Source organism: Dictyobacter halimunensis, assembly GCF_036245075.1.
The window spans coordinates 3,051,401-3,074,655 of record NZ_BSRI01000002.1; the positions used below are offsets into that span (position 1 = coordinate 3,051,401).

Consider the following 23,255-nt stretch of genomic DNA (forward strand, 5'->3'; position numbering starts at 1 on the left):
CTATATTACGCCTGGGCTTTTTTTGCCAGCGCGGTCAGCAACTGTTCCTCGATCTGGGGATGTTTTTTGAGAGCGGTCGTGATAGCATCAGCACGCTTCTGGGTCAGACCTTTAGCGCTGACAGCTTTCTTCAACTCGGAGCTAACGATATTGTTAGCCAGAGTCTGCAGGTTGGCGCTGGAAACATTCTGAGCCCTGGCGATATCGGCCAGCTTTTTGCCGCTCTTCAACTGCGTGGTGAGCTGACTTGTGGTCAGATGCAGGCCCTGTGCCAGCTGCTGGTCGGCATCCTGACCGTATTTTTTCAGCAAGGCGGCCAGGCGAGCCTTTTGCGTCACAGGAAGCTTCATGCAGGCATTGCCATTGTTCTTGGCGATGCGCTGTTTTAGCTTATCGGCCTGAGCCTGCTTCATCTTACCCTCTTTGACCAGCTGATCAATCGTATCGCTGGCGGCGCTTTTGCGATCCTGCTGCAAGGCGCTGGTCGAGATGTTCAAACGTTTGGCCAGATTCTGATTAAACAGGGTGCAATAGCCATTCCCCTTTTGCTTTGCCACAGGAGTAGGGGCCGCCGGATTAGAGGCGGCCGAGGCAAACATTGGACTGATGAAGAGCGCGCCAGCCAGTACCGCTAACATCAGAATAGCTCCGGCCACGCCGGCAAACAGAATCTTTTTGCGCTGAAGAAACTCTTTCATTGGTAGGTAAGCTCCTTTATATAAAGCTTTGCTATATTTATATGTTTTTGCATTAATGGTAAACATGAACCTTTCATGTTCGCCCCGCCCTATCAGGACATTCATATCTTACTATCTAAAGGTACAGAAGATCTCTCCCAATATTCAAGAATTAGTCAAGATTTTTGGTTCCCTGCGAAAGTTCATGCTTTTCGCCTGGCAATATGCTACTATGAATTTACATGATCCATAGTTTGCGAGGAGTGCAGTTGATGGCCCAAAAATTCTGGTGATTGAGGATGAAGAGGGGATCATTCACCTGATTAATTTGTATTTGAAAGACGCGGGTTATGACATGTTGGTGGCCAGGGATGGCGCTGATGGCCTGGCCCTGCATGCGCGTGAGCATCCTGATCTGATTATTCTGGATATCATGTTGCCTGCCATCGATGGTTTCGAGGTCTGCCGCCGCATCCGGTCGTGGTCAAAGACCCCCATCTTGATGTTGACCGCTCGTGGTGATGAGGATGATCGCATCGCTGGCCTGGAGCTTGGCGCGGACGATTACCTGGTCAAGCCTTTCAGCCCACGCGAACTGGTGAGCCGGGTGCGCGCTATTTTACGCCGCGTCAGCGGTAGCCAGGAGCCAGCGGAAGCACCGGCGCCCAAAGCCCCGCTAGCTGCCAGAGCTGATGATGAGTCCACATTGCATTTTCCCGATCTGGACATTGATCTGCTGGCGCGACGCGTCGAGGTGCAGGATCGTGAAGTCGCTTTGACCCCAACCGAATTTGATCTGCTGGCTTTGCTGGCCAGCTCACCTGACCGGGTTTTCACGCGTGAAGTGTTGATGAATAAGGTCTGGGGCTATGACTACCTGGGTGATGGACATACCATAGATGTGCATATCAGTTCGCTGCGCAAAAAAATCGAGTTCGACCCACAACATCGTTATATCAAGACCGTCTGGCGTGTAGGTTATCGTTTTGAGGCGAAAGCGCGTTCATCTGCAAAATCATAAAGGGATAATTATGCGTATACGTTGGTGGAACAATATTCGCTGGCGCCTGGCTTTGCTCTCGATAATTGCCGCCCTGCTCTCAGCTGGCCTGCTGGCTCTGACCGCTATGCTGGTCATCGGCTACTATTATAATGTTGATCAGCAGTCGAGGTTGGGCGCGCTGGCGCATGAGCGAGCGCAGAGTGTCAGCATCGTATATGAGCGCAATCAATCTTTAGTTGAGGATAATTCAGATACCAGTTTTGCCAATCGCCTGAAAAAAGTCGCCAACAATCCCTCCTTATTTCTGATAACTTCGATTAAGGAAGTCTCCAATGTCTCATCCAGGCAAAGTGAATCTGATCCAGAACATCTCTACCTGTTCTTAAATACCCAGGGAAAACTTATCTATCCAACAGCTATTTCTCGTGGAAATGCTTTTATGGTCATTCAATCGGTGCTCAATGTATCCGATACTTCCCATTTGAGCGCCGATCAATCCACGCTGAGAACTGCGGTGACCAGCGCCTTAAAAGGCCACGGCCAGGGAGGCTTCTTCGGGCGGCAAACGCCGGTGGATAATTCGCTGCCGTTTTTTGTGGAACCGATCATAGTAAGCAACCATACTACACGGGCCAGCCAGGTGGTGGGTGCCGTTATCGTGGCGCCATTTTCCAATGCGGTGCCTGGTTTTGTCTCCACTGTTGGAATCGCTGTATTGAGCGCTATTCCTGTTGTCGCGCTCCTGGTGGCGCTGCTGGCCATGTTTTATTCGCGCACGATTACTCGTCCACTGGCGAAGCTGACCACGGCATCCAGAGTGATCGCCTCGGGTGATTATGATGCCCAGGTCAGTGTAGATGCTCCTGGTGAACTGGGTGAACTGGCGCATACGTTTAATGACATGGCGATTCAGCTTAAAAAAGACGTGGATGAATTGCATCGCCAGGAAGCCTGGCGGCGAGAACTGATCATGAATATTACCCATGACCTGGCCACCCCGCTGACAGCCATCGCGGGTCTGGGCGAGGCCCTTGTTGATGGCATTAACCAGAGCCACGAGGACTACGAGGCGACCGGGCGCATCATCGTGCGCGAAACCCTGCGCCTGCGCCGCCTGGTGCAGGATCTGCATGTGATGGCTAAAGTGGAGGCGGGCGCCCTGGAGCCGAAGAAGAAGAACGTACGCCTGGCCGCACTGGTAGATGAGACCCTGGCTGTGATGGTCACCGAGTTTGAGCGGCACCAGGTTGAGCCTATCAATGCCGTTTCCTATAGCTTTCCCACTATCCAGGCCGACCCGGATATGCTTGCGCGCATCTTTAACAATCTCTGCAACAACTCGCTGCACTACACGCCAGCTGGCGGCACGATTACCATCAGCGCTACCCAGCACGGCAACATGGCCATTATCGCCGTTACCGACAGCGGTAGTGGTATTCCCGAGGAGGCGCTGCCACGCGTCTTTGATCGTTTCTACAGGGCCGACAACGCCAGGCAATCGACGACAGGAGGGAGTGGACTCGGCCTGGCCATCGTGCAGGCCATCGTCTCGGTCCACGGCGGCAACGTCTGGGCAGAGAACATCCCCGGTGCCGGAGCGCGCGTCTCCTTTACCATACCGATGACGCCCATTGAGGATCAGCCAACCATCGTCACCAATCATTTGAGCCAGAGCCGAGCCTGATCTCTCTCCACCGGGGAAGCACCCGGTCAAGGCCGGGCGCTTCCCCGCGACAATGCCCTATCTGGAATAGAGTCCCGCCAGATCCGGATCGGTACGCGCGAACTCCTCGTTCTGAGGATCGAGCGCGACACCCTGTTGCAACGTTGCCCTTGCCTCCTCCATATAACTATGCGTGGCGTAAAAGCAGGCCAGATTATAGAGGAGATTGCCTTTCAAGGCATCGGGCGCCTCCTCTCTGTTAATGACGCTGCCGGTCCACTCCTCGTGAATCTCTCGCGCGCGCTGAGCGTTGTGGCGTTCTGTCAGATAATAACCCAGGTGAATCTGGGTATGTTCATAACAGCTACCCATATACAGCAGGTAGAGCGGGAGCCCCTGGCCTATCCAATCGAAGCGATTGAAGGCCGTCAGATCCTCCTCTGTCAATCGCTCGGTGAGCGTAATCAGTTCGGCATAGACCTGGTCAGATTCAGCCAGGATATCCGGCCACGTACGATAGCGATTCTCTGTAAAGACAATGGTATTGATCCGCTCAAAATCTCCAGATGGGGGTGGCGTTTCCCCATGCAGAATAGCCTGCACCCTGGCCACGAGACGCCGGCGCCAGAATGTCAGATGGGCAACATGATCTTTAGCAGACCAGTAATCCGGTTCGCCAATGATCTCTAATTCAGCGGATGGTAACTGTTGAAAAAACGCATTCTGTCTGTCCTGGGCCTGGCTTAAAAGATCGAGCAATAGCGGCTTGAAAGCATGCTGAGTCATAGGAATGTATCCTCGCTTCTTTTCTGTATGGTGCTGGAAATCACAGGGCTCAAAGCGCCCTGCAAATGACAGATTGAAAGACCCTCTATGTCAAGTCCACGTATGACCGCGATAGAAAAAGCAAAACGAGCATAAAAAGGGAGGGATTGAAATGTCTTCAATGAGGCATGAGCAAGTGTACCACGCTGCTCACCGCTGTCAAGCCGCTGCGCTTTCCTTGACAGCGTCTCGCTTGCGTGGTCAGGGAGGAACATGCCCAATTGAAAACATAAAAAGAAGCTGCTTTTTTGTGTGGTCTCGAAACCTCCACGATGCTCAGAAGCAGCTAGGCTGCTCGAGGAGCATGCTGGTGCTGGGCTGCTTCAAAGATGGCAGTCTCATAGCAGGTGTGCTGGAACCACATCTTGTAGATGATGCGAACCCAGACATTGGCCAGTGCCCGCACCGCCATACTATGCGTCTTGCCCTCAGCCCGTTTGCGTTGATAATAGGCCAAGGCCCACGCTTCTTTCATCGTCGATTGCCAGGCAAACTGATGCAGATGATTGCGCAACGGCTTCACACACGCAAAGCGTTTGTGGGCTTTGGCGTAATTGCCGCTTTGAAAGGGAACCGGGGCGGTTCCTGCCAGGGCTTGCACCGAGTTCGCATCTGCATAGCGGGTGCGATCATCTCCCCATTCGGCAAGCAGACGAGGAGCCAAACGTTGACCGGCACGAGGCAGAGACGCCCAGATCCGCTGGTCGTCATGGGTCAAAAAAAGGGTGCTGATTTCCTTGTTGTAGGCCGCGATGTCTTCGATGACCACCAGGAGTTGTTTGCACAACGAGAGCATCAGGCGCGACTTGGCACGGACCGTGATCGCATTGGCGCGCAGCTGAGGACGATGTACTTCCTGCAGGATGGTCGCAGCGGTGCTGCTGGGATTGGTATGTTTCCCGTTACGCAAGGTGGTGGTGATCGCCTCGAGGGAGGCCTGCCGGGCAGCTTCTGGAGTCGGATAGGTCTGCAGAAACAGGAGGGCCGAACGTTGCTGCAGCTTGCAAAACAGATGCAACGCTGCTGGATAGTACTCTTTGAGGCATGCTGTCAACTGATTGACCAGCCGCGTTTGCGTTTGGATCAAGCTATCTTGATCACGCGTCAACGTTTTCAATTCCTGCATAATGGGGGCATCTGGTTCCAATCGGCGCAATTCATCCAGCTCAAAACGTCCCATCTTCGCCAGCAGATGGGCATCAATCGCGTCGGTCTTGGCTCCCGCTGTCTTGCGCAATTGATTGGCCATCTTCGGATTGACGGGATAGACCGGGATGCCGGCTTCCAGCAGGAAGGTGATGAGCAATCCATGATTGGTTTCGATGATACATGCCAGCTGTTCTGGGTTCGTGGTAATACCCAACAAAAAGTGCTTCAAGTCGTTCAAGCCTTCGTGGCTGTGAGCAAATCGCTGTCCTGCGAGACGCTTACCAGTGTCATCCAAGACCACAACGTCATGGTGGGTGTCTGCCCAATCCAATCCAACGTACCACATCAGCATCATCTCCTTTCGCAAGGAAATCCTGGGAGTGTCGGGTCCTTATATACCGGGTGCTCGAAGCAGCGTCCCTCCAATCATCAATTGGCCCAGGAAAACTGCCAGGGGAAGCGCGATCTTTCAATATCGGTCAAGCCGTGTGGGAACAAGAGCCTTTCCCCGGCAGGTCTATTGAGCAGGTTGATTCCTGCTCCAGCCCTTGGTTGAGAGGGCTTGTCAAAATAGTAACATATAAGGGAATAAATGGAGGAATGCACTGCGAGGAGAGGAGTGGAGCGTTTCCCGCCATGGGAAAAGAAGCGCGGCAATGGCAACCAGCTCACATGTTAACGCCGTAAACGTCAGTCGATTTTGCCTCCAACCTGGGAAGTGCAGAGCCTCGTTAAGATTATTTCTTTGTACATAGCTGCACCTCCTTCCGCTTATAAGACAATTATTTTCTTTGCTCAATATAACAGATCAGTTTTTTTGCGTCAAGCATGATTCAGACGTTTCTTGTCTTCTTTTGCCCACAAAACGGCCAGATAGCATACAGATGATGAGAAGATGATGTGGAGATGATGTGGGCATAGGGGATGATTCAGCCCATAATTGAAGGGAGCGCTCGTGCTGATCAACGATCAGTTGTATCCATTTTCTATGTTCTGCTAATAATACAAAGACTTTTGAGATCTTGAGTAAATCGCGTAGGTTGAAAGACCAGATAGAAATATCGAAAAAGCGGAGGAATTTATGCACTATAAATCTGTACGCTCCCTTCTTTTCTGTGGCTTCCTCGGGCTCATTGCTGTGTTGATGGCTGCCTGCGGTTTGCAGACCACGGGCGAGACGAGGGCTACCCTGCTTTCTGCAACCGCTCAGATGTCGTCTGTAAACACTTCGCAAAGCTGCCCCGCCCAGGGCCAGGGACGCATGGCGGTGATGCCAGCACTCACCCATCCACAGCATCAGAGCGTGGTTTACCTGCAACACAAAAACGCCACCGAGACCTTGAGCAGTTATGATCCACTGACAGGAAACAAGCAGGATCTATTGACGTTTCCCAATGATGTCCACAACGTTGAGGCGCACGTCTCACCAGATGGCCACTGGGTGACTATCGTCAGGACGATGCAGCAAGGGCTGCATTATGCCATCCAACTCGTTCGTGTAGATGGGTCGTATGCGCAGACCCTGTACTGCTCGCCGACTGGCGATTCCCTGAGCGGCGCGCTGCTATCGCCCAACCAGCGTTACCTGGTCTTTAATGAAAGAATGGGCCAGAGCACACCGGAGGATGCGCTTAATCTCCTGGATATGAAGACAGGAAAGGTCCAAACCATACTCTCATCGTTGCAGCCGGGCTATCCTGGTATGGCTCCGTCGCAGCAAGCATCTGTTAAACCTTCAGCCCCAGTGAGCTATCAGTTGCCACAGGGAAGAATGCGTTACGCGAACCTGTCGATGCCGCAACCCGGACTGCCTCCTATAACAGCATATATCCCGCTCAAATGGGCGAGCGATAGCAGCGTCTACATGTTGGGCATGCCCGTCATCCCGGGTAGTGGATCGCTGCCGCACCAACTCTATCAACTACTTGACGTCAAAAAGCCTGTTACTCAACAGAGCACCAATGTGAAATCGATCACCGCGCCCTTGAAGCAGGATGGCTGCCAGAATTATGACATCACCCCTGATCATAGGAAACTGATCTGCAGTGCCTATCCAGCGTTTGGCGGCGATCCAACGGTACCAGGGGTCAATGTAGAGCCTATTAGCGGCGGCTCATTACAGTCCCTCTTTACCGCGCCAACCGGTAGCCAGGTCTTCGCTCGTGCATCACGAGCACAAACGATTCTCTTCATCGTCAACACTATTCCCACCCATGTCTCGAGACTCTACAGTATCAACGTCAATGGAACAGGACTGAAGCTGCTCGCCAGCGCGAACGCAACCGAATACTACTACACCAGCTATGGCAATTTACTCGACCTGAACAGCTACCTGCCATGGACAAATACCTCTCGTGACGGCAAACACTACGCCATCCTGGGAAGTAACAACAGCACTAACATCACCAATACACTTGTGATTGGCGCTTTAAATGGAGGTGCTCCAACCACCGTCTCAACCGTGCATCCCGATCTCATCGTTGGCTGGACCGCCGCATAATTGGCCTCCTTAGGTAAGCTCGTACCCCAGGGTAATCCATGGAGATGTGTGGGGCTGTGCGCCAGCACGGCCCCACACATCTCTAAATAAAAATATGGCAGGTGGGCGCGCCAGCGCCCACCTGCCATAAAACACAACTCATATTAGCGGGGGAATTTACCAAACCCCCCGTTAACGTGGTATACTTTGACTTACAGTACCAGATGAGTTACCTGTTCTGCCGATTGAGCAAGATATATGTGTAGGAACGCTAGTAGGGAGGAGGACAGGAAGGGCATATGCACCCCTTTTTCGCTTCTTGCGCGGCTCAGTAAACATCTGTATTTCGTGCTTTATAGGTGACAAAGAAGTAGAAGAGAGCGCTGATGACCTTACCTGTAACATCACTACATAACCACGAATTTTTGCACAATACCCCTTCCTTTGATGTTGATGCTCCAGATGTTATATCCGCACTCCATAAAGTTGCTCTCAACGTGAGCATGCTCTTTCCGGGCACAGATTGTATTATCGCGCTCTTACATCCTTCTGGTAGATTCTTGCTTACGTACACAAACGGCGAAATCATTCAGCATCCTTTTACTTATGCTGGTAGCAAGCTGGACCAGGTGCTACAGAGTCAGCAGCCCGCGATTGTCGAGGATGTTGCTGAGCAGGATGAGCTCGCTCGGGAGATCCCTGGCTTCCATGGTCGCTCTCTGCTCTTACTTCCCCTGCTTAACGCCGATATCTGTATCGGTGGTTTGGTAGTAACGGGATATGAGCCACGGGCATTCGATGACCAGGCTGTACGTATCGGGCGCGCCTTTGCCGACCAGGCGGCTCTCTCGCTTATGAGTGTTCAGCAGGCCAGCTCTATCCAGCACTGGATTTCAGAGGATCAGCGCTACCTGCGCACCATATTACAGACCAGCTCTGATGGGATCGCCCTGGTAGGTGAGCAGCGGCACTTCATTGAAGCCAATCCAGCCTTCGGCCGTATGTTCGCTTTGCAGCCTGCTGAGATAGAGGCTCGCTCCTGTACCGATATTTTTGGTTGTAACGGTGATGTGAAGCCCGCCTGCTGCCTGAAAGGATGCATGATCGAGCACGCCTTACGGCATGAGCAGTCGGTAGAGTATGCCGAAGTCGATGTTACTGTCCAGGGGGCTCCACGCGTCCTGGGACTGAGCGTAACGCCGGTGGCCTTAAAGGACGCGCCGGTCTGCCTGGTTATCGCGCGTGATATGACGGCCGTACGCGATGCTACGCGTAGCAAAGCCAAATTCCTCTCGATGATTACCCACGAGCTGCGTTCTCCCCTCAACGCCATTAATGGCTATCTGGAGCTTCTGTTGACCGGGGTAGGAGGTGAGCTAACAGAGGAGCAGCATGATTTCGCTCGCCGTGCCCGCGCCGGTAGCGAGAATCTATATGCATTGCTGGAGGACCTCCTGTTGATCTCGCGGGCCGATGCTGGTCAGATGCGCCTCAATCGCGAGTTGATTTTTTTACCCGCTGTCATCGATAATGCGGTTGAGGAATTAGAACTGACGGCCGCCGACAACGAAATTACCATGCGGCTGGATATCGCCGATCGCCTTCCTCGTCTGTATGCCGATGCGGTCCGCCTGCAGCAAGTGTTGCGCAACCTGATCAATAATGCCCTGCACTTTACCCCCGCTGGCGGCGAGGTCACGATCTCGGCCTCGCTGGTGAAACACGACTATAGCCTGTCCGCTTCACTGGATGATGATGACGAACCACAGCAGATGATACAGCTCCAGGTGCGCGATACCGGTTGTGGGATCGACCCGGTGTTCCAGCAGCGTATCTTCGAACGCTTCTTCCAGGCGCCCAATGAGCGCGTTGGTCGTGCCGGTGGACAGGGACTGGGCCTGGCGATCGTCAAAATGATCATCGAATTGCACGAAGGAACGGTCACCGTCTCCAGCGCACCGGGTCAAGGAAGCACCTTTACCTGTCTCTTACCATGCCTGTCAAATTAAGCAAACACGTCTGATCTCGTACTCTTAACCTGAACCTTTACTCAATCATATTTATGCCTGCTTAATGCTTTACCCTTGACGCGCTTGTGAATGCGTGCTATGCTCAAATTATTCCAATATGTTCCTTGCTGCTGAGAAGCCAGGAATGAGGCGAGGTAAGATGTAGGCTTTTGTACAAAAGAAGGAGACAAGACTGTGGGTATGCTACGGGTCATGTCCCGCCGCGGCGATGATCGCATTATATGGGATGCACAAAAAGTCGAAGCCCAGGATTCAGAAGCTGTTGCGGCTATTAAAGAGGCAGAGCGCATTTTTACGGAAGAGCGCAAGAAAGGTGCCACCGCCTTCAGAGTAGAGCCAGGTAAAACTGTAGAACGTATCGACAAGTTTGATCGTACTGCCGAACAAATTGTCCTCGTACCTCGTGTTGTGGGTGGGTGAGGAGTGTAATTCGCTATGTTGGAGACGCTGAGTTTATTCCTCGGGATCTGGTTGTTGTTTCTCCTACTCGCGATTTATTACCTTTCACAGTCACCGGATGGCAGCGTGGGCCGGTTGCGCGAGTCTGTGAGCGAACATCTCTCAGCCGAGAGTCGGGCCAAAGCACTCATGCGCGAGATGCTCTCCGAGAATCAATATCAGCAATTGATCAAGTTTGGTTACCTTGAAGTGCCAAGCCCTACAATCGATAACCGGGTGTATCGTATTCCTGGTGGAGGGGGATTAGTAAAGGTATACGAACGTGGCTGCGCAGTAATGGAATTATGCTTACAGCCGGCGGAACCATTACCTGATGGTGACGTTGTGGTCATGCATAAGTTGATGATCGAGGCAAATGAGCAGGAGTATTTGCAGAAGGCGAATCATTTCGCTCCCGGCATCATTTCTCTGCGTTGCCAGCATTTATAGGGATCACTTTTCTTACGTAGGACCCTGGCTTTCGGGCTAGCGTAACAATTGGTTGGGCCGCTTCGAGGCTGCGTGTATTTCGCGGATCTCGGGCGGCCTTTCTTGTTTGTGTTCCCTATATTCGCTCCCCTCGTTCTAATAGTGACACGTTGCTTTCTGTTGCGGCGTGATTATGCTGTATCTATTCTATGATCGATCAATGGAGATGAGTTGAAGATGACTACGGGAGAACGAAGTTCACAGGAGACGTCAGAACTAAAAAGCACGCAGGAGAAGATCGCTGAACTGCGCACCTTACAGCAAGAGGCAATGCGTGGCGGTGGTGAGAAGCGCATTGCCGCCCAGCATAAGAAAGGCAAACTGACCGCTCGTGAGCGCGTGGATCTCTTATTGGATCCTGGTAGCTTTAATGAGTTAGATATGTTTGTAACCCATCGGGCCAGTGATTTTGGTCTCGACGAGCAGAGGATTCCTGGCGATGGTGTGGTGACAGGCTACGGCAAGATTGATGGACGTCTCGTCTATGTGTTTTCCCAGGATTTTACGGTCTTTGGCGGCTCCCTCTCAGAGGCGCACGCTGAAAAGATCTGTAAAGTGATGGACCTGGCCACGCGCAATGGGGCGCCGGTGATTGGTTTAAATGACTCGGGTGGCGCGCGTATTCAAGAAGGCGTGGTAAGCCTGGGCGCGTACGCCGACATCTTTTTGCGCAATACCCTCGCTTCGGGCGTGGTGCCGCAGATTTCCGCCATCATGGGACCCTGCGCCGGCGGCGCCGTTTATTCGCCGGCCATTACCGATTTTATTTTTATGGTTGAAGAGACCAGTTATATGTTTGTAACGGGTCCCAATGTGTTAAAGGCTGTGACCCATGAAGATGTCTCATTTGAGGACCTGGGTGGCGCCATGGTACACAATAGCACGAGTGGCGTGGCCCACTTTGCCTCTCCGGGCGAGCCTGAATGCCTGGCGATGATTCGCCGCCTGCTGAGCTACCTGCCCTCCAATAATGTCGACGATCCTCCGCTGATAACACCAAATGATGAGGCCAGCCGCATCATCGATGAGCTCAATGAGATTGTTCCTGACAATCCGGGTAAGCCATATGACATCAAAGAGGTGATCCATCATATCGTCGATGATGGCGATTTCTTTGAGGTACAGGAACACTTCGCCCAGAACATCATCGTCGGCTTCGCGCGCCTGAATGGACGCTCCATCGGGATTGTGGCCCAGCAGCCGCGTGTACTGGCCGGGGTGCTGGATATCAACGCTTCCGATAAGGCCGCCCGCTTTGTGCGCTTCTGCGACTGCTTTAATATCCCTATCATCACACTGGAAGACGTTCCGGGCTTCTTGCCGGGCGTGGGACAGGAGCACAATGGCATTATTCGCCATGGCGCTAAACTGCTCTACGCGTACTGCGAGGCCACGGTCCCCAAGGTCACCGTTATTACGCGCAAAGCATATGGCGGCGCTTATGACGTGATGAGCAGCAAGCATATTCGCGGTGATATCAACTACGCCTGGCCGACTGCTGAGATCGCCGTTATGGGGGCCGAGGGCGCGGTCAATATCCTGTTTAAGGATGAGATCGAGCATGCCTCTGATCCCGAGCAGCGCCGTAAGGAGCTGATCGCGGAGTATAACGCCAGGTTTGCCAACCCCTATATCGCCGCCAGCCGTGGTTACGTTGACGAGGTTATTGAGCCGCGCTATACCCGCGTCAAATTGATCAACGCCTTAGAGATGTTGAGAAATAAACGCGATACCAATCCTCCCAAAAAGCATGGGAACATTCCTTTATAGATAAGAGAGAGTTTCTCACACAATAGAGTGAGAAGCTCTTTTTTGTTGCATCTGATGAGATATTGATAATTTATATTTTGTTTCTCATGTAAGATGTAATAGGGACCACTCGTACCCATAATGCCCATCATTGATGCCAGCAATGTTCGTGACCGCGTTGCTGGCATCTTTTTTTGGGATGTATCTCGCCCTGCGGTAAGCCGGGGCAAGCCCGGCACCTACGGCAGGGCCATGAGGACAACGAAGCGGCCGGTTTTGCCGTTCTCTTTGCGGTGGGAGAAGAATTGATCGGTGTGACAGCCGGTACAGATGCGCATGACCTCTATGTGTTCAGAGGTCAGGCCGGCCATGAGCAGCTGTTGCCGATTCGCCTCCTGCAGGTCCAGGCGCAAGCTGGTCTCGTTATCTGGCAACTGGACCGTTGAGAAGGTGGCTGAGCGCTGGATGCGTTCGCGGTAGGCTGGATTGGTGGGCATGCTCGAAAACTCTTGCTCTCCCATAAAGAGCTGCCGCACTTCCTGTGAGACCTCATAGCAACAGGGGCCGATGGCGGGGGCGATCCCGGCATAGATATCTTCGGGCCGCGAGCCAAAGGTCTCCTGCATGGCTTCTACGGTGGCGATCACAATGCCACGGGCGGTGCCGCGCCAGCCACCATGCGCAATACCCATGGCATGCTGGACCGGATCATAAAAAGTGATGGGCACGCAGTCCGCGAATGAGAGGGCCATCGCGACCTCCCGTTCTTGGGAGATCATGGCATCACCCTGGCGAATGGTAGTGGGCGTCCAGGCGCGCTCATAGTACGACATATCAGCCCAATCGGTGCGCCATTCTTTAGATAGATCCAGTGTCAGCACGTCCGCCCCGTGGACCTGCCAGAGGGTGGCGCTGGGCGTGCCTGAAAGCTGCAGGGCCTGTAGGGCCAGCTGACGGTTGCGAATAACGTTAGGGAATGTATCTCCACCCCCACGTGGTGGGGCCGATGTATTCAAACTGCTGTATGGTGCTTCGCTAAAGCCGCCGACGCGGGTAAATACTCCATGGGTCAACTCAGAAAAGGGACTGTAGTGGCTAAACTGCAAATAGCGGACGTCCTCATACTGTCGTTCGATCAAAGCTGCTCCTTTTTCCTGTTCGCCTTCCAGTATCTGTGCGCAGCCGGGTAAGGTGAAACGGCATCATGATCGCTTTCCCGGCCAGCAAGGCTGTGTCTATTGTATCACAGCCTTTTGTGCCCTTTTTCTGGATTAGCCATTGACGCGACAGCTCTGCGCGCTTCCCAGGCCAAAGATGCGATTGATGGCTGGCTGGATCGCGTCACAGTGAGGGATGACCACATCCTGGTTCGCTTCGAGTGAAGGATCATAGATCGTGGCCAGGTCGCCGTAGTTCTGTGAGCCCTGGCCGGTTCCCAGTGTTAGATGGTCGATGGGTTTATTGAGCAGCGTACGACCATAGTTGGCGAAGGCCAGCATTTCATTTTCATTGAAGTCGGTATAGACGCTGCCGGAGAGGTCGTTGAGCAGTGACGAGAAGTTTTGCAGCAGGGTCGAGACATTAAACTTCAATTTCAGCGCCTCCAATACCTCTTGCTGGCGCTGGGTACGCCCGAGATCTCCGACCAGGTCTGAGTGACGTGAGCGTACATACTCCAGGGCTTCTTGCCCGTTCAGATGTTGCGGTCCAGGCGATAGATAGAGGCGCTTGTATGCATTATGATCGTTGGGATCACTGCTGGCGCCAACATCGTTGGGATAGGCATCATCGACGACCGGGTGGTCAACGTTAATATCGATACCGTGCAATGTATCAATGATTTTCGCAAAGCCATCCAGCCCCACCCAGGCGTAACGATCGATGTGAATGCCGTAGTCCTGCTCGACCGTCTGGCGCGCCAGGCGCACGCCGTCCTCAAATTTGCCGCTCTCCTGAACGCCCAGCGAAAATGCCTGGTCGATTTTGTGCATGCCCATGCCATCCGGTACCGAGACCCAGGAGTCGCGTGGGATTGAGACCATGGTCACCGTGTTTTTAACGGTATCGATATGGACGACCATCATGACCTGTGTTAAGACATTGGGGAAAATATATTTTTGATCGTTATCACTGCCCAGCAGCAAAATATTCCAGCTCTTGCCCATCACCAGATCGCTGGACCCGTTCGTTGTCGTTGAGGTTGGTAGTGGCGTTGTCTCCTGTTTGGAACGCGTCACCGGACGAATGATCTGATTCAATGGCTTTTGGATCGTCGTTTTGTAGTAGTAATAAGCCGCGCTAGCGCTGCCGCCCCCCAGAACCAGTAAGATAGCCAGCGCGATCAGGAGCACCTTGGCCAATCGGGGCAGCACCTTTTTCTGTATCGCTTGCACCGCCGTTGCGGATGGGCCCGGTTCTGGTGTAGCCTCATTAAGATCATCTGCCTGGTTGGCGAGGTGGGCCCCTTTGAGGTCCACCGTGATGCGCCGGTTGGGCTGGCTGGCGATATGGCTGCCTTTGAGGTCCACTGTGATGCGCCGGTTGGGCTGGCTGGTCACATCGTTTTCCCCGGCCGTTTCCGCGTTGGATGGCGTTGATTGATCAACGACATTCTTCTCCTCTGGAGCTTCTGCAGAGGCGGTATCCGGCGGTGGAGTTTCGGGAATGGCGGGTTCAGTTTCAGTATAACTGTGCTCTTCAGAAGAGGGTGTCGTCATCCTTTAACTATCTCTTTTCATAATATAATTTATGCTGGTCAGAGGGTAAAGCGTGAACGAATCTGCTATACTGGCATTATAAAATCGTGTTGGATATTACATGTATTAGGACGACCGATGTGCTACAATTGTGTATATAAAGTATAGGTGTAAGTAACCGAATGATAATGTATACCTTGTGTTAATATAAATGCACTACTATTAAGAATCGTCTCACTAATCCTTATAGATTATTATATGGTACCTTTGGTATAAATGGTATAGTGAAGGGCGGATAAATTGAAACATACCTGTTGGGAGGTTGTCTGATGGATATTGAAAAGATCCAACGCGTCTTGCGGGACGAAAAGTTGGATGGCTGGCTTTTTTATGATTTTCGCAAGTCAAATCCGATCGCATATCAGGTCCTACAACTGCCGGTGGATGCGATGTATACACGGCGCTGGTTCTATTTTGTTCCTGCCCAGGGAACGCCAGTCGCGTTGATAAGCGCGGTCGAGCCTCATATTCTGGCTACTCTGCCCGGCGAGCGTGTCCTTTTCAGGACCTGGCAGGAGATGCATGCACACTTACGGGAGATGCTACCGGCTCAGGCGCGGGTGGCGATGGAATATTCCCCCTTCAATGCTATTCCATATGTTTCGCGGGTAGATGCGGGTACGATCGAACTGGTGCGCTCTTTTGGAGCCGAGGTTGTGACCTCCGCCAACCTTGCCCAGCACTTTATCGCCCAGCTTACCGAGGAGCAGATGTACACACATCGGCAAGCGGGACAGTTGTTGATAGCCGCCAAGGATACGCTCTTCGCGCAGCTGGGGTCGGATCTGAGCGCGGGACGCGAGCTCAATGAGTTCGAGGTGCAGCAGCGCTTTGTCGCTTTAATTCAGCAGGCCGGACTCGAACTGCCCGAAGACGAGATGCCGATCGTGGCGGTCAACGAGCATAGCGGCAACCCCCACTACGAGCCGACCTCGTCGCAGCATAGCCCCATCCGGCGCGGCGACCTGGTGCTGTTCGATTTCTGGGCTAAATTGCCGCGTCCGGACGCGGTCTTTGGCGATTATACCTGGGTAACCTTCGCTGGCACACGCGAGGAGATCCCGGCGCGCCAGCGTGAGGTATTTGAGGTGGTGCGCAACGCCCGCGATAGCGCGATTGCTTTTGTACGCGAGCGCATGGCAGCAGGCGGCTACGTTAAAGGTGGGGATGTTGATGATGTCTGCCGCCAGGTAATCACCAAAGCCGGCTACGGTGACTACTTTGTACATCGCACCGGCCACAGCATCGGTCCTGTCCTGCATGGTAATGGGGCCAACGTCGATAACTTCGAGAGTCGGGACGAGCGTACCCTGCTCCCCAATACCTGCAACTCGATCGAGCCTGGCATCTATCTTCCCGAATTCGGCATTCGCAGCGAAGTCGATCTGCTCATTCTCGAGCATGATGCCGAAGTCACAGGCGTCCCCATCCAAAAAGAAATCGTGGCACTCCTCTAGAACATCAGATAGCGTCACCGCGCGCATAGTCTGTCTAGTGTGATCAGGTTGAGCCCCGTGCGCGTCCGCGTATGGTGGCCCAACCTGATCACACCAGATATCTGTTTTTGTGTTGGTGCAGTGGGACGCATCCGAGTACGGTGGCCCAACCTGATCACACCAGACATCTGTTTTGTGTTGGTGCAGCGGGACGCATCTGCGTATGGTGGCCCAACCTGATCACACCAGACATCTGTTTTGTGTTGGTGTAGCAGGGGCGCCTAGGCGCCCCTGCTACACCAACACAAAAACGAGTGCGGCCGCGTATGCGGACGCCCGTGCGGGGGCGCTCAAGTTCATGAGTAAGACATCCTCTTACAACCTCATATATTTGTCTAACGTACATAATATTGAAATAATCATTGATGATGGTCCTGGCATGGAGCAGGACATCCTCTTCATTGTAAAGATATTCTCTTGAGTACAAGGGAGGCAAGTTTCAAATGGGTGATCAATGGGATCAGAATCCAAACAATAATACGGGTGGTCCGAGCCAGGATGATATAGATAGGCAGTTGAAAGAGATCAGGCGTATGGTGGCGCAGGGGGCTAACGAGGCTCAGGTGCGCCTGAAGCGTGTCATAGATAAAGCCGGTGACTACTGGCAGCAAGTGCAAACCCCTCCCTCCGCTCCCCGCCCGGTGTCCAGCGTGGAAGAGCAGCGTCTGCGCCAGCTGGTCAATGAATGGAGCAACGAAAACTGGCGCGTGGCTCGCGAGCTTGGTACCTACATGGATATCATCTCCACCGGCGTTAGCGAGATCTGGCAGGCATCCCTGGAGACGCGCTGGGAGACGCGCTCACTGGAGATTATAAGCGAACCATACACCGGTCGTTCAGTTAGTCGTCCACGTCCACTCCTGCCGGTCTGGGATTATGAGCTTGCCGAGGTCACGGGCTTAAAGGCTCCCGCCACGCGTACGCGCCTGGAAGGGATGGATGAGGTTGTCTCCTGCACCTCCTGCAATAGCACCGGACACGTTCTCTGCTCAGGTTGTAATGGACGCGGCTGGATCGTCTGCCCGGAGTGTAAGGGGCGCACCAAGAAGCGCTGTACCACCTGCCGTGGCCGTGGCTACATCTCCGACTGGACGCCGGGCGAGAAAAAATCCTTCTTCAAAAAGCAGGCGGATAGTGTGACCAGTTCGGTGGGCAACAAATTCTCTGACCTGTTTGATAATATTCGCCAGCAGGGCGTGCCCATTCCTAATCCCGTGGACACTGACCCCGCCAGCAAGGGTCCGACCGTTCCCTGTCCTGACTGCATCAACGGTGAGGTTAACTGTAGCTGTGGCAACGGCAAACGGGTCTGCACCACCTGCCAGGGAGCTAAGATGTCGCTGTGCTCGAATTGTAGTGGCACTGGCAAGGTTGTGCGGCACCGTGAGGTTGTGCGCCGCTTTGATCTGCGCTCCCAGACGCGCTTCATCGGTGATAGCGTTATTCCTGCGCAGCAGCTAGAAAAGGCCCAGGGCGACTTGATTTATAGCGCTGAGATCAACGAAAACCTGCAGCTGGACGCCGTGCCCGACATGGTTCCCTTCGATGTCTGGCGCACTACTGTGGAGATGGTGGAATCCGAGCGTAAGGTTGTGGATAAGCCCGGTCTGGACCCGCAGGCGTTCCCGCGTCCCACCCTGCAGGTAGTTGAGCTGATTCGCATCCCCTATACCACGGTGCGGTATCGCTTCGTTGATCAAGAATATGTGTTATATATCTACGATATCGAAGGCAACGAGAAATTCTATTCCGACCGCTTCCCGGCCCGCTGGGATCGCGTTGAGCGCCTGGTGAAGGCGATTACCACCGATCTACGTATGCCGGGGCAGATACAGGAGAATAACCAGCCATCTGACCCTATGGCCCATAGTTACAGTGGTGGCTATCGCGTGCCGATTGAGGTCCCCCCTTATAGCGTCCAGGAGGAAGATGATGAGGAGACCGAGCCTCGTCCGCCTTCCACATATTAGAGAAAAAATATATGGGCAGGACGACCGGCCGGTCGTCCTGCCCATATATTTTTTCCCTTACAGGCTACTCTTCTATTTGCTTGCTTTGTGATTTTGTTCCCAGGTAAACCAGTATGGTGAGTAAAATTGGTGGTAGCATCATCAAGAGATAGCGTATGCCCAGCTCAAAATATTTGACAGGTAAGAAGTAAAAGTCTATGTATGTCGCGAAACCCGTCAATGAGAATGTAATACAGAATGCCAGTAAAGCTTTATTCGCACGTGTAAGTGGCGAGAATGCCAGTATAGCCGGGGCAAGGGCGATCAACCAGATGATATACCAGGCATAAAACCATGGCGTAACTAGAATAATGCAACCCAGGGTAGCCAGACTGACAGATACAAAGGTTCTAAGCGTCGGTTGACGCCAGAGCAACCATGCACTAATCAGGACACAGAGCACCATCGTCAGCGCATCTATTTTGTTCCAGAGATTCCTCGATTGGAGGATCGTAGCCACGTGCCTGATGAGTGAGTCGGGCGATACCTTGCCCTGCGTATCTTTTAACCACCCGACTGCTACACGCATTAAAGAGTTCTCAGATCCGATAGAAGAGGGCGGGGCCGCAAAGCTATGCGCAATATCCTTCAGACTATGGCCGATCCAGAATGGTGCATAAAAGAGCAGCGAGATCGCAACAAAGATCATGCTTGCCAGGGCCACATTTTTCACTGCTTGCATCCATTGCATCTGTTTTAAGGGAACGTTCGGGGCGTTGAGGGTTTTGGTAGCGAGTAGCATAATGAAAAAGATCACGACCGGGAGCGAGGTAAATTTAATCATGGTGGCCAGTGTAAAAAAGATCAGGGGAAACCAGTAGTTTTTCAGGCGTGTGAGATCTTTTTTATCGGCATAGATGCACCCGGCGAAGCCTAACGCTAGCAGCATACCCATAAAGATGTCGTTGTGTGCTCCCAACGCGTCTTCGAACAGTGCCAGAGGATTCCAGGCAAAGAGGAAGATACCAAGCGTTATGGTGCGCTCTGAACGGCCAGCCGCGCGCAATAGCGCTCCCAGCGCCCACGCGACAACAAGGTGACAGGCGAGCCCTAGCAGGCGGTAGGCATAAAAATATGGCAGGGGATGGTCGCGAAAGACCAGCGCCAGGCATGCGATAATCAAATTCCATACAGGCCCATACGCTGAAGTGGAATTTCTCCATCCTACATCGATATTGGTTAATATATCGTGCGGAGCTGCCTGGTGTGGCGAGATAAAATATGGATTTGCGCCGTGAACACCTAACGCGTTACCATAATCGGCATAGACAAAGAGATCTTTTGAGGCCATACCAGGCGTCAGGACGAGCATCAACCCTATGAGTATGGCTCCCAACCATATCAGACCTCGTAATACTTTCATTTGTGTTTCTTGTACACGTCGCCATAATAACCAGCATAATGCGATGTAAAGCAGTACGGCTAACGCCAGGCATAGCAAGAGCTCTAGATCAGCTGTGCGATAGAGGGAGTCCACCTGATTGTTCCCTAGAGAGAGATCAACTGGTAGCCATTTTCCCCAGATGGTTAAAAATGGTACGTGCAGGGGTTGAAAGTGGACCGGGAGGGCCATACCTTTGGTTAACAATTTCCCTGCCCGAGCGAGAGGTGTAATACAAAAAAGAAAACAAAGAAGGAAACCGGCCATGCACAACCATACAGGCAACCACTGCTGTAGCGTTGCTTTATCAGGCGGTGCGTCCTGGGTAGCTTTATTTATATCAATGGATGTAGTCATTAGCACAACTTTTCAAATATTCATCTGTAGGAAATTATAGGAGGAAAAACGACCAATAAAATGCTGTCCTTTCAACTTGAATCACGCAATAAGGATAAATATATGTACGTAAAAAGTCAATGAAATCACCATAAATTAGTATAGGTATACCGGTCCCCGCCGCAGGCGGGGAGAGGGGAAGGGGGATTGGTGGGGGACACCCCCACACCCCGGCAGGAGGGCCCACCAGGCCCTCTTGCACCTCCCCGCTTTATGCCAGCTTTATTTGTTAAATATCATAAGCTGGTATATATACCTTATCGGTACGGCTGGATGGTGACTGTACAGAGCGTAGTTCGTTTTTATGTATCGAGCTTATTCTCTATCTGAGAAGTTCGCATCCTTTTAATTACAGTATTTTGGCTACATATGCATTTATATAATGTGTATACAATGCTTGATAGACAAAATATTATTTCTTTTCGGCTTATAAGGATTATTGAACATGGCGCGTGATAGTGGTGGCATCCAAAAGAAAGAAGAGACGCTAGAGGACCAGCCTGATAGCGGTGAAGAAGCCGCTGCCAGCCTGGCTATACAGAAGAGAGGAAGACGAACAAAACCTCTTCTCTGGCTATGGTGTGTCCTTGTGGTACTATTCAGCTTTGCCCTGAATATTCTCTATCTTGGACGACCAGGTATCTGGTTTGATGAAGCCTTTTCTGTTGAGCTGGCGCGACAACCTCTGCCGCTGCTCTGGCATACGATATTTGGGATAGAACCTAATATGGAGCTGTATTATCTACTGCTTCATGGCTGGCTGAGGGTTACTGGCTGGTTGGGATTGGCTCCCGTTGAATGGTTGGTGCGCTTGCCCTCGGCTGTTTGTGCCGCATTGAGTACCGGTGTAATCTTTCTTTTTGCGCGTAGATATCTAGGCATTATTGCCAGCACCGTGGGAGCTGTTCTTTTCGCTTCGAACTATCTCCAACTGGTGTACGCGCAGCAGACGCGTGCTTACGCATTACAATTGTTGTTGCTGTGTCTCTCCTGGTTGGCGCTGTTGAACGCTATCCACCAGGAAACGCGGCAGAAGCGCTGGTGGGTTCTGTACGTTGTTACAGTTGTACTGGCCATCTATAGCCATTTATTCAGCGCCTTTGTGTTGTTTGCTCAGTGTATCGCGCTGGTGGCTTTGTTTTGTGTATCGGCTAACTGGCGCGCTTCCATTCGCCAGCAGGCGGTGCTATGGATTGGTAGCCTGGTACTGATTGGTTTATTGAGCATACCAATGTTTCTGGTTAGCTTACATGGCTCTAAAACCGGCTGGCTATTTGTGCCTCACCTGACCGAGCTCCTATCGCTCTTTACTATTATCAGCGGCAGCAATCCGCGTTACCTGGTGGTATTAGGCCTGTGTATTTTTCTTGGCCTGAGCCTGGTAGGGGCCGGATGTATAATGGCTCGCAATGCACACTATCGGCATTGGGTTGTAACGGAATCAGAGCAGGTACAGCGTTTCGGATGGTTCGCCTGGATAATGCTATGCTGGTTTGTCTTGCCGATAGTGGTTAGCTACGTTATTTCGCAAGGCTCATTGCGCCTCTTCTCTACTCGTTACCTGGTAGTGGTCGTGCCACCGTTCTGTCTGCTGGCGGCTCTTGGCGTGGCCGTCTGGCGTCGGCGTGTCGCGCAGGCCATCGTGAGCTGCGTGCTGATCGGTGTCGCGTTCCTGGTGGTGCCACACTATTATCAAAATGCCCAGGTCGAAGATTGGAATACTGCGGTCCATTGGCTGCAGGCTCGTTCACAGGCTAATGATGGTCTGGTCTGTTACGATAATACCATCACGCAGGGCTGCCAGGTCGCGGTCGAATATTATCTGCATGCCTATCCCAATGGGACGCACTTTTCCAGTGACTCGCCCGGCCTCTTTTCATGGGAAAAGTTTAGTAATGGAGAGCCACAAAACGATCCTGCCCTGGCTTTGCAGCCAGCCGCTTTATCTGCGTTTGCCCGGCAGCATCCACGCTTCTTTCTGATTACTGGCCGTATCGCTAATCAGGCTGATGCGATGCATGTGAAGAATACCCAGCACTGGCTAGACCAGCACTATCACCTGGTTGGGCAGATAGTGACGCATACGGTAACGGTGCGCTTGTATAGTTCTCTCGGGCAATAACGTGCAGCTTCGCTGGAAGCATCATCATTGTTTGCTGGTAGTATTGGTCTTCCTGAGCCAGATAGGACTTAAAGGTATACGCTGAAGTACTTGTTTTCGGCTTTCTATGTGAATGTATGATACTATTAAGATTGTGTTTTCTTTTAGATTACTTATGTTTGTATCCGTAAATGGTCCCAGGTTAAGCCAGCGCATATGGAGCCGAGAATGTCCAGTTCATTTGATGAATTGTATCGCAATATACTTAATACCGTTTTTATTGAACGAGCCAGGCAGCAATTGGAGCAGGGTGTTGATGGGCTATCATGCGCCGATGCCTATGCCGACCAGGGAAAGCCTGATTTTGCTCTCGCCCATTTGTTGCTTGTCGATGCTCCGGATGACGTGAAGCGGGATATTCTTGCTCGCGCTTACGAGCGGCGTGCCGAGCTCACTGATGAGAAGGCGGAAACCTTTGATCGCCAATTCCATCGCCCGTTCCCTCTGATCAAGCTAGAGGCCCAAAAAGATCGCATGTCTGCCCAACAGGTGCGCCAGCAGAAGCGCATCCGTAGGGGCACAAAGTCGCTCAACATGAATTAATAAAGATCGCT

17 protein-coding genes are annotated in these 23,255 nt (G+C 52.5%); 11 read left to right on the forward strand and 6 right to left on the reverse strand.

From position 1 onward, the window contains the following. Positions 1-5: 5 nt before the first annotated feature. On the reverse strand, positions 6-698 hold the full coding sequence (locus AABA21_RS26705) for a hypothetical protein (RefSeq protein WP_338254912.1): 693 nt from the start codon (positions 696-698) through the stop codon (positions 6-8). Between the two features lie 268 nt (positions 699-966). On the opposite strand from AABA21_RS26705, the gene AABA21_RS26710 reads away from it, so the two are divergent. Both AABA21_RS26710 and AABA21_RS26715 read left to right on the forward strand, forming a co-directional pair. Next, positions 967-1,698 (forward strand): response regulator transcription factor, encoded by a 732-nt coding sequence (locus tag AABA21_RS26710; RefSeq protein ID WP_338254913.1) that lies wholly within the window; start codon positions 967-969, stop codon positions 1,696-1,698. 10 nt (positions 1,699-1,708) lie between these two features. Next, entirely contained in the window at positions 1,709-3,364 is a 1,656-nt protein-coding gene (locus tag AABA21_RS26715; protein ID WP_338254914.1) for a sensor histidine kinase, read from the forward strand. A 57-nt stretch (positions 3,365-3,421) separates the two neighbouring features. Here AABA21_RS26715 and AABA21_RS26720 read toward each other — a convergent pair whose 3' ends face one another. Further along, positions 3,422-4,129, reverse strand: coding sequence for a DinB family protein (locus tag AABA21_RS26720; protein WP_338254916.1), 708 nt, complete (start codon positions 4,127-4,129; stop codon positions 3,422-3,424). 325 nt (positions 4,130-4,454) lie between these two features. After that, complete coding sequence (locus AABA21_RS26725) at positions 4,455-5,663, reverse strand: IS110 family RNA-guided transposase (protein WP_338254917.1); 1,209 nt, start codon at positions 5,661-5,663, stop codon at positions 4,455-4,457. A 735-nt stretch (positions 5,664-6,398) separates the two neighbouring features. On the opposite strand from AABA21_RS26725, the gene AABA21_RS26730 reads away from it, so the two are divergent. The 5 genes from AABA21_RS26730 (at position 6,399) to AABA21_RS26750 (ending at position 12,523) form a co-directional block, all read left to right on the forward strand. Then, positions 6,399-7,817 carry a TolB-like translocation protein gene (locus tag AABA21_RS26730; RefSeq protein WP_338254919.1) on the forward strand — a complete coding sequence of 473 codons (1,419 nt, stop codon included), beginning with the start codon at positions 6,399-6,401 and terminating at the stop codon, positions 7,815-7,817. A gap of 365 nt (positions 7,818-8,182) precedes the next feature. Further along, positions 8,183-9,805, forward strand: coding sequence for an ATP-binding protein (locus AABA21_RS26735; protein ID WP_338254920.1), 1,623 nt, complete (start codon positions 8,183-8,185; stop codon positions 9,803-9,805). A 201-nt stretch (positions 9,806-10,006) separates the two neighbouring features. Further along, positions 10,007-10,246 carry a hypothetical protein gene (locus AABA21_RS26740; RefSeq protein WP_338258478.1) on the forward strand — a complete coding sequence of 80 codons (240 nt, stop codon included), beginning with the start codon at positions 10,007-10,009 and terminating at the stop codon, positions 10,244-10,246. A gap of 15 nt (positions 10,247-10,261) precedes the next feature. Beyond that, on the forward strand, positions 10,262-10,714 hold the full coding sequence (locus AABA21_RS26745; protein ID WP_126551303.1) for a hypothetical protein: 453 nt from the start codon (positions 10,262-10,264) through the stop codon (positions 10,712-10,714). A gap of 216 nt (positions 10,715-10,930) precedes the next feature. Beyond that, the gene (locus AABA21_RS26750; protein ID WP_338254922.1) at positions 10,931-12,523 is read left to right on the forward strand and encodes an acyl-CoA carboxylase subunit beta; all 1,593 of its coding nucleotides are present in this window, start codon (positions 10,931-10,933) and stop codon (positions 12,521-12,523) included. A gap of 218 nt (positions 12,524-12,741) precedes the next feature. On the opposite strand, the gene pgeF is transcribed toward AABA21_RS26750, so the two are convergent. Together pgeF and AABA21_RS26760 are read right to left on the reverse strand one after the other, a co-directional pair. After that, positions 12,742-13,641 carry a peptidoglycan editing factor PgeF gene (pgeF, locus tag AABA21_RS26755; RefSeq protein ID WP_338254924.1) on the reverse strand — a complete coding sequence of 300 codons (900 nt, stop codon included), beginning with the start codon at positions 13,639-13,641 and terminating at the stop codon, positions 12,742-12,744. Between the two features lie 132 nt (positions 13,642-13,773). Then, the gene (locus AABA21_RS26760; RefSeq protein ID WP_338254927.1) at positions 13,774-15,219 is read right to left on the reverse strand and encodes an LCP family protein; all 1,446 of its coding nucleotides are present in this window, start codon (positions 15,217-15,219) and stop codon (positions 13,774-13,776) included. 308 nt (positions 15,220-15,527) lie between these two features. On the opposite strand from AABA21_RS26760, the gene AABA21_RS26765 reads away from it, so the two are divergent. Together AABA21_RS26765 and AABA21_RS26770 are read left to right on the forward strand one after the other, a co-directional pair. Continuing rightward, positions 15,528-16,715, forward strand: a complete 1,188-nt coding sequence (locus AABA21_RS26765) for a M24 family metallopeptidase (RefSeq protein ID WP_338254928.1) — start codon at positions 15,528-15,530, stop codon at positions 16,713-16,715. Positions 16,716-17,197: 482 nt separating this feature from the next. Next, on the forward strand, positions 17,198-18,724 hold the full coding sequence (locus tag AABA21_RS26770; protein ID WP_338254930.1) for a DnaJ-like cysteine-rich domain-containing protein: 1,527 nt from the start codon (positions 17,198-17,200) through the stop codon (positions 18,722-18,724). Between the two features lie 64 nt (positions 18,725-18,788). On the opposite strand, the gene AABA21_RS26775 is transcribed toward AABA21_RS26770, so the two are convergent. Beyond that, positions 18,789-20,501 (reverse strand): MptA/MptB family glycosyltransferase, encoded by a 1,713-nt coding sequence (locus AABA21_RS26775; protein ID WP_479430359.1) that lies wholly within the window; start codon positions 20,499-20,501, stop codon positions 18,789-18,791. 484 nt (positions 20,502-20,985) lie between these two features. Here AABA21_RS26775 and AABA21_RS26780 point away from each other — a divergent pair, with 484 nt between their 5' ends. Beyond that, positions 20,986-22,662, forward strand: coding sequence for a glycosyltransferase family 39 protein (locus tag AABA21_RS26780; protein ID WP_338254934.1), 1,677 nt, complete (start codon positions 20,986-20,988; stop codon positions 22,660-22,662). 207 nt (positions 22,663-22,869) lie between these two features. Beyond that, positions 22,870-23,244 carry a hypothetical protein gene (locus AABA21_RS26785; RefSeq protein WP_338254936.1) on the forward strand — a complete coding sequence of 125 codons (375 nt, stop codon included), beginning with the start codon at positions 22,870-22,872 and terminating at the stop codon, positions 23,242-23,244. Positions 23,245-23,255 lie beyond the last annotated feature (11 nt).

Excerpts from the sequence above, each read along its gene's own strand:
- AABA21_RS26750 (WP_338254922.1), top strand. The coding sequence starts at position 10,931 with ATGACTACGGGAGAACGAAGTTCACAGGAGACGTCAGAACTAAAAAGC.
- AABA21_RS26705 (WP_338254912.1), bottom strand. The coding sequence starts at position 698 with ATGAAAGAGTTTCTTCAGCGCAAAAAGATTCTGTTTGCCGGCGTGGCC.
- AABA21_RS26760 (WP_338254927.1), bottom strand. The coding sequence starts at position 15,219 with ATGACGACACCCTCTTCTGAAGAGCACAGTTATACTGAAACTGAACCC.
- AABA21_RS26770 (WP_338254930.1), top strand. The coding sequence starts at position 17,198 with ATGGGTGATCAATGGGATCAGAATCCAAACAATAATACGGGTGGTCCG.
- AABA21_RS26780 (WP_338254934.1), top strand. The coding sequence starts at position 20,986 with ATGGCGCGTGATAGTGGTGGCATCCAAAAGAAAGAAGAGACGCTAGAG.
- AABA21_RS26775 (WP_479430359.1), bottom strand. The coding sequence starts at position 20,501 with ATGACTACATCCATTGATATAAATAAAGCTACCCAGGACGCACCGCCT.
- AABA21_RS26735 (WP_338254920.1), top strand. The coding sequence starts at position 8,183 with ATGACCTTACCTGTAACATCACTACATAACCACGAATTTTTGCACAAT.
- AABA21_RS26785 (WP_338254936.1), top strand. The coding sequence starts at position 22,870 with ATGTCCAGTTCATTTGATGAATTGTATCGCAATATACTTAATACCGTT.
- AABA21_RS26745 (WP_126551303.1), top strand. The coding sequence starts at position 10,262 with ATGTTGGAGACGCTGAGTTTATTCCTCGGGATCTGGTTGTTGTTTCTC.
- AABA21_RS26765 (WP_338254928.1), top strand. The coding sequence starts at position 15,528 with ATGGATATTGAAAAGATCCAACGCGTCTTGCGGGACGAAAAGTTGGAT.
- AABA21_RS26720 (WP_338254916.1), bottom strand. The coding sequence starts at position 4,129 with ATGACTCAGCATGCTTTCAAGCCGCTATTGCTCGATCTTTTAAGCCAG.
- AABA21_RS26725 (WP_338254917.1), bottom strand. The coding sequence starts at position 5,663 with ATGTGGTACGTTGGATTGGATTGGGCAGACACCCACCATGACGTTGTG.
- AABA21_RS26715 (WP_338254914.1), top strand. The coding sequence starts at position 1,709 with ATGCGTATACGTTGGTGGAACAATATTCGCTGGCGCCTGGCTTTGCTC.
- AABA21_RS26730 (WP_338254919.1), top strand. The coding sequence starts at position 6,399 with ATGCACTATAAATCTGTACGCTCCCTTCTTTTCTGTGGCTTCCTCGGG.
- AABA21_RS26740 (WP_338258478.1), top strand. The coding sequence starts at position 10,007 with ATGCTACGGGTCATGTCCCGCCGCGGCGATGATCGCATTATATGGGAT.